Here is a 6,799-nt window from a genome sequence, read left to right as displayed (position 1 = left end):
ACTATTTTTTAAATCTTTCAGGTATAATAAATTCATAACCTTTAGGAGGCCATGGGCCTATACTCTGTCCTTCAGGTCTTGGAGCGGTCGGCCTGATTGGCTCAAAACCTGCTGCTGAATATTTAATATTTAAGAAAGGTGTTTCAATTTTTTTACCATCTACCAGAGACCGGATACCCATGTCTGAAATACCACTGGTAAGTAATGTCCGCTCCACCGGAGCTGTAGGATTTCCGGTGACAATGAACTTCTGAATATTTAATGTCAGGTAACTGAAATGAGAATAGCTCATGCTATGGTCCAGCACAAATTCGGTAGCCACCTGGCCCTGAGCAGTATTGGCTGCATAGGCCCAACCCTGGTTAACATATCCCGTGAGCATCACAATCGCGCCTTTGGTACCATCTGTATATTCTACAATAATGGCATTTGGATCTTTTACCAAATCCCGCATGTTCCCTTCTTTTCTTCCTTGTATTTTATTACATGCTGCATTTACCAAATCCAGGTTGATCTCTCCATCATCCATGGCTTTCCAAACATCATCTCCTCCAAGACCAAGTACGCTCCTTACTCCCGTTTCTCCTCCCTCTCTTCTTTCCACCATGCATTGCAAAATCTCTGCTACATGGAACCCATAGGCATCCAGAGAAGCATAACCTATAGCGACTGCTTCGGTAATCTTAACCCCTAAAGGATGCTCCAATGGCTGGTCCCTCCAACAAAAGGGCAAGGATGACCCGGCCATCATAGGCACATTCAGTTCCTTTGCCCTGTCATACACCCACTTACTGTCCAACCAACTGTAAGAAAGGTGCTTGTCATTAAATAATGGAACCGATTTGTTAGAAGCATCAAAAACCCTGAAAATTTGCTCCAGATAATTCATTCTCGGGTACATTTTTATGCCATAGCGACTTTTATCATAATCCCCATGTTCCCCTACATAAATCACCGCATCCACAGCAAGCTTATCACCTCCCAATGTGAGTGCTCCGGCGATGGTATCGTACATTTTGGCACCATTCATTCCGGCAATTCGCACTCCGGTATCATTGTCTCCGATCTGGTCGATCCATACCGATATAATTTTCACCTGTGGGGCTACCATGCCATCATCAGTTGGAATACCTGCAAAAAGCTTGGTGGCAATTACATCAGCATGGGCACTGTTCCGATAGATATTGGCAATCAATGCGACTGTTTTTTGCTCAGAAGCAGGCTTGTCACTGCTTAGCTCAATGACTTTGGCCATGGCTTTAGCCTCTGTCTCCCAGAACATGCCGGATAAATTGATGGCCGTGGCTGCCAAAGCTGATTTCTTTATGAAATTTCTTCTTGGATTTTCTATTTCCTTATTCATTTATGTATTGATAGCGGTTTAAGTATTATGATTCTTTTGAGGGTCCGATCAATTGCTTTTTGTAATCAATCATGTCAAATCGCTCCATTAAAATATCCAGATTGTCATTTTAATCATTTCTAATTACTAAAAAGACTTTTCCGGTAATTATCGGCTACCAGCCCACGGCATATCCGTTTCTTCTAGGATCTGCTCCTCCCATTATCCAGCCGGATTTTCTATCGATAGAAACACCCTGAGCTCCTCCTACTGTCATGGACCAATCGCCCAAACTTGTATCCAATAGATAGCCCATTTGTCTTAAACTTTTAAGCACCTGATTGTCTACACGGGTTTCAATGATGATTTCTTTGGCAGGCACGGATCCCAGTTCGTCTTTCCAACGAAACCTAGGAGCACTTATGGCATCCTGAATATTCATCCCAAAATCGATATAATTCATGGCTACTTGGGGCACCGACTGTAAAATACCAAAGCTGCCGGGAGAACCCACGACCAATTCAGGTTTACCATCTTTGTGGAACTGCATCATTCCTCCAACACACCAACCTACAGCTTTCCAAGGCTCTACACTATTCGCTAATCCCGGTGTTTTTTCCATCCAGTCAATGGCGCTATTGAAAATCAACCCTGTTTTTCCGGCCACATATCCAGAACCAAATCCTCCACCATGGGTTTGGATAATTACCACTGCGTTACCCCATTGATCCATGGCAGAAAGGCTGGTGGTTGCATACTGGTATTTGGGATCCATTTTGTCTTTTAAACTGCCCAACAACTCGAGCTCGGACTCAGTAAAATCACTCCTGTCGGCTATTTTACGATTTTTCACCCTTTCAACCACTTTCTTACGCTGTTCGTCAAGGTAACTGTCAGAAAGCAATCTGTCTACCGGCACATCAACATAATCCGGATCTCCAACATACTTATCTGTATCAATCCTACTCAAATAAATGGCTTCCATCAAATGGGCAAGGTATTCTGTACTATTGTGCCCCATGGCTTGTAAGTCAAAACCCTCCATTATTTTAAGGGTTTGTAATTGCTGAATACCCATTCCCGGAGGAGGGTTATTGTACACTTTATATCCTCTATAGTCAATTGAAATGGGATCTGTCCATTGCACACGACCCGGTACCATTGCCAAGTCCTCCACTGTGATAAAGCCACCATCTTTTTTGAATGCCGCCGCAATTTGCTCGGCAATATCTCCTTGATAAAATACTTCAATACCTTCGTCCGCTATTCTCCTCATGGTTTTTGCCAAAGGTTTATTGGTGAAAATATCTCCTATTTCGTATGGGTTTTCTCCATCTTTGAATAGAATGGCTCTGGACTCTTTGTGAGGTCTTACCCTCTCCACAGTCCCTCTCCACATGGCCTGATCAAACTCAGTAATCGGAACGCCATCTTCCAAATAGGCTATGGTCGGTTCAAAGACCTCTTTGAGAGACATGGTCCCGTAATCTTCCAATGCTCTGTTCCATCCGGCCAAATTACCCGGAATGGCAACAATCCTAGGGCCTACCGTCTCAATGGCTCCATGACCTGCGCCATCAGCAGCCTTTGCCTCATCTTTCAAAGACATAGCTTTAAATGACTTGGGCACCCAACCTCCAAAAACCAGGGACCTTACCCGGTCTTCTTCTGCTGAATAAAAAAGCATATAACCCACACCGGCAGTTCCGGACATATAGGGTTCTACAGCATTTAGGGAAGCTGCAGCTGCTACTATGGCATCAATGGCATTTCCCCCTTTGGCCAAAACCTGTTGCCCGGCAAGACTTGCCAAAGGGTTGGCTGTCGCGACCATTCCCTTTTTACCTATAGCTGCCGGCCGAAGATTTTCTTTAGCCACTTGTGCAAAGGTATTAAAGCTAAAGATGCTCATCAGCAAAATCACTCCCGACAGCATTCCTTTAAAAGCCAAGTGTTTTTTGTAGTTGGTTTTCATACTTTTTTCATTTTAATTTTTAACGTCTTTGTTTTTCCAATACTTAACAAAAATAATCTTCCTCCATTGGTCTGCTTATAGCGACCTTGGTCTTGATTATGGTTAGGTTTATTGGAGGTTTTCATCTATTTTGGGCTGCTGTTCTAAATCCTCAATCAACTCTTCTTTAATAGGTTTCAAGGGTGGTTTTCCATTCCAATAGGAGGCCATTACAGAAGAGGTAAAACCCATTAATGGACCACATACCGCAGAAGCCAATCCAACCGTTGCGATCTTCCCCATTTCTTTGGCTATTCCGGATACTAAACCGGCATTTTGCATACCGGTGGTTATGGATATCGTTCTACAATCCTGTTCCTCCAGCTTGAATAGTCGAGCCATCCAATAGGCCGACAAGTATCCCAATAGATTAAGTAACAAGACCATCAAAACCAACATCAAACCCATATTCAATAAGCTTTCTCTTCCCGCAGCCATAATAATGGCCACAATTAATGCAATCCCTCCCATTGAAACAAATGGCATGGATGCATCCAGCCATTTGGCTTTTCCATGAAGAAACTTATTGAAAATCAAGCCTGCACCGATTGGGAAAAGTACCATTTTGACGATACTCCACATCATTCCCAACACATCAATAGGAATAAATCCTCCTGCATAAAATTTCATTAAAACAGGGATAAACAAGGGAGCTAAAAGAGTGGTTACCGAAACTATGGTGATGCATAGGGCTACGTTTGCCTTGGCCAAATAAGCAAAAACGGGTGAAGCCACAGATACAGGTGCACATCCCAATAATATAAGGCCGGCAGAAATTTCCGGAGAAAAGCCACTTGCCGAAGCCAGGGCAAAAGCAATCAGCGGCATCAATAAAAATTGAGCAAATACTCCCACAATCACCGATTTAGGAGACTTCCCTAAGGCAATAAAATCCTTGATTCCCATGGAAGTCCCCATACCAAACATGATCACTTGGATCAATGGCGTGATTAAACCTGCCAGTTCATAACCTTTGAATTCAAGAAAATAATCCGGGAAATTTAAGGCTGTAGCAACAACGGTCAGTATTATTAAAGTAAAGGAAAGGCCCTTTGTAGCTTGAAAGGCCCTAACTCCAATGGCTGCCGACAAAAAAAACGCCATCAGAACCGGTCCAATAAATTCCGTGTTTTGCGTTAAAAGCATTGCCACTGCTACCATGAAAAGCAATAGGGAACATGCTATTATTAATTTATAAATCCCATGAATTTTCAAAGCAAATGGTATTATTAAGGTTAGTCAATTTGTTAAATCTTGATTATTCTTCTTTCAACTCTACGATCATTTCTATCTCCACCGGAATGCCAAAAGGTAAAGATCCCATTCCTACCGCGGAGCGTGCATGCTTACCACTTTCGCCAAATACTTCCACCATAAAATCGGAAAAGCCATGCATCACTTGTGGATGTTGTTCAAAATCAGGGGCAGCATTGACCATACCTAGAACCTTTACAATTCTTTTTACTCGATCAAGAGAGCCTATGGTGTGTTTGAGTGAGGTTAATAGTGATATTCCGGTTAGTCGAGCGGCTAATGCCCCCTCATCAACGGTCAATTCAGATCCCAATTTACCTTTCATGTATTCTCCGTTTTCTTGCATAGGACCATGTCCTGAAAGGAATACAAGATTTCCTACCTGAACTGCCAAAACAAAGTTAGCCGTAGGCTCGCCGGGTGTTTTAAGAATGATCCCCATTTCTTTTAATTTGGCTTCGGGATCGTTACCTGAACTTTGTGCAAAAGTAGATTGAACCTGGCCTACCAATAGGAAAAACGCCAACAAAAGGATTTGATGAATTTTAATTGTCATAACAGAAGTGAATTTAAAATATATGGGTAATATAAGACCATCAATCATGCGAACCTAAATTTAATATATGTAAATATTGTTAATTTTGGTTGTCTATTTTTGATGAATGGTTCAATTTTACTTAAATCAAGCTGATTTTAAACCCTCAAGGCTAATTTTTATAAGTAAATAATCCATTCCCCGATAAATTCAGAGAATGGATTATTGCATTAGTGGTTATAAGTGGTTGATGATTGTATGCCTATTTATTCAAATCCTTTTACGATGGGTAAGATGATATGACTTGCCCTAGGTCCTCCATGGTGGATTGTCTGCTGGGCAACTCTCGTTTCATCACTACTTCCCAGTGGCTTTCCGGTGTTGGGGTTTCTGTCAAATTGGGGGAAATTACTTGAAGTAATATCTACCCTAATTCGGTGACCCGGCTTGAAAACATTGGCCGTGCCTGTAAGTGTTATTTCATACTCATAAACCTTGTTGGCTTTCAATAGCTCTGCTTTTTCTGTGCCATTTCTAAATTTGGCCCTCAAAATTCCTTCAGATATTGGGTAGGCACTTCCATCCGGGTAAACATCTACCAATTTGATCATCCAATCTGTATCAGGTCCATCAGTAGCAGCAAAGAGCTTCATGGATACAGGCCCGGCAATGGATACCGGCTCAGTTAAGAATTCAGAAGTGTAAACCAAAATATCATTTCTCCTTTCTAGCACCCTTTGGTCTTTCGGCCCAGCAGGGGTAGGTGTACCGCAACAATTATTGCCTCCATAGGTAGGCACTGGAACTTGTGGATCATAGGTATAGGTATCAGTAAGCGCTTTATCTGCTTTCTCAAAACTCAAAGTTCCCCCTCCCCTTAGGGAATTTGCCGGAGCATCGCCTCCTAGGTAAAGTTCTTTGTATACAGTTCCGGGAATGGGCCAGTCGTCTTCATGCCTCCACTTGTTTTCGCCCATATAGTAAATTTGGACCGGCTTTTCTTTGTCTAGGCCGTTTTGAATACCTTTCAAATAATAATCATAATACTTTAATTCTTCTTCAAATAGATCCACATAAGCATCTTCTGAAAATTTCATATCCCCATATGAGTTAGATTTAGATGGTCCATGTCCCCAAGGCCCGATAAGCATTTTGGTTCCTTTTCTTGCTTCGGGTGTTCCACCGTGATTTTTCATACCTACATAGCCATTGATGGTGCCCATCACGAAGATATCAAACCAACCTCCGGTATTGTAAGCAGGAACGGTAATTTTATTGAACCTTTCCTCATCACTTACCTCTTTCCAATAGTCATCATAAGCCTCATGTTCAACCCAATCCCTGTAATGTGGAACTGCTTTTCCGGCACTTGCCAAGTCACCGTCTTTCAAGGGAAGGTGGTATAAAATATTCTCATATTTAAGTTCTTCAGGTGTATAAGCCGCAGTGTGCCAATCCTGAGGAAGCATGATTTTATTTGGCATTCTAACTACACCCCAACCATAGTTAAAGCTTAATCTGAATGCTCCTCCCATGGTAATCCAGTTGGCATATACATTGGTGGAAGCCACTGATGGGAAAATTGCTTCAAGGCTTGGTGGGGTTTGGCTGGCGGCAGCCCATTGGTTATGTCCCAAATAACTTCCACCCTGGG

5 protein-coding genes are annotated in these 6,799 nt (G+C 42.3%); all 5 read right to left on the bottom strand.

Annotation, left to right across the window (positions count from 1 at the left end; all coding sequences use genetic code 11):
• Position 1: 1 nt before the first annotated feature.
• On the bottom strand, positions 2-1,363 hold the full coding sequence (locus AAC037_RS16970; RefSeq protein ID WP_339904224.1) for a hypothetical protein: 1,362 nt from the start codon (positions 1,361-1,363) through the stop codon (positions 2-4).
• Positions 1,364-1,517: 154 nt separating this feature from the next.
• Positions 1,518-3,317, bottom strand: a complete 1,800-nt coding sequence (ggt, locus tag AAC037_RS16965; protein WP_339904223.1) for a gamma-glutamyltransferase — start codon at positions 3,315-3,317, stop codon at positions 1,518-1,520.
• Positions 3,318-3,425: 108 nt separating this feature from the next.
• Positions 3,426-4,460 (bottom strand): bile acid:sodium symporter family protein, encoded by a 1,035-nt coding sequence (locus AAC037_RS16960; RefSeq protein ID WP_339904221.1) that lies wholly within the window; start codon positions 4,458-4,460, stop codon positions 3,426-3,428.
• Between the two features lie 154 nt (positions 4,461-4,614).
• A complete protein-coding gene (locus AAC037_RS16955; protein ID WP_339904219.1) occupies positions 4,615-5,166 on the bottom strand; it encodes a RidA family protein in 552 nt (183 codons plus the stop codon).
• A 245-nt stretch (positions 5,167-5,411) separates the two neighbouring features.
• Positions 5,412-6,799 (bottom strand): CocE/NonD family hydrolase (locus AAC037_RS16950; protein ID WP_339904217.1); only part of this gene is annotated, 1,388 nt, incomplete at its 5' end.

The organism is uncultured Cyclobacterium sp. (genome assembly GCF_963976465.1).
Lineage (GTDB): Bacteria > Bacteroidota > Bacteroidia > Cytophagales > Cyclobacteriaceae > Cyclobacterium.
The sequence above is the reverse complement of the archived record's forward strand: the minus strand, read 5'-3'. Positions and strand labels throughout refer to the sequence as shown.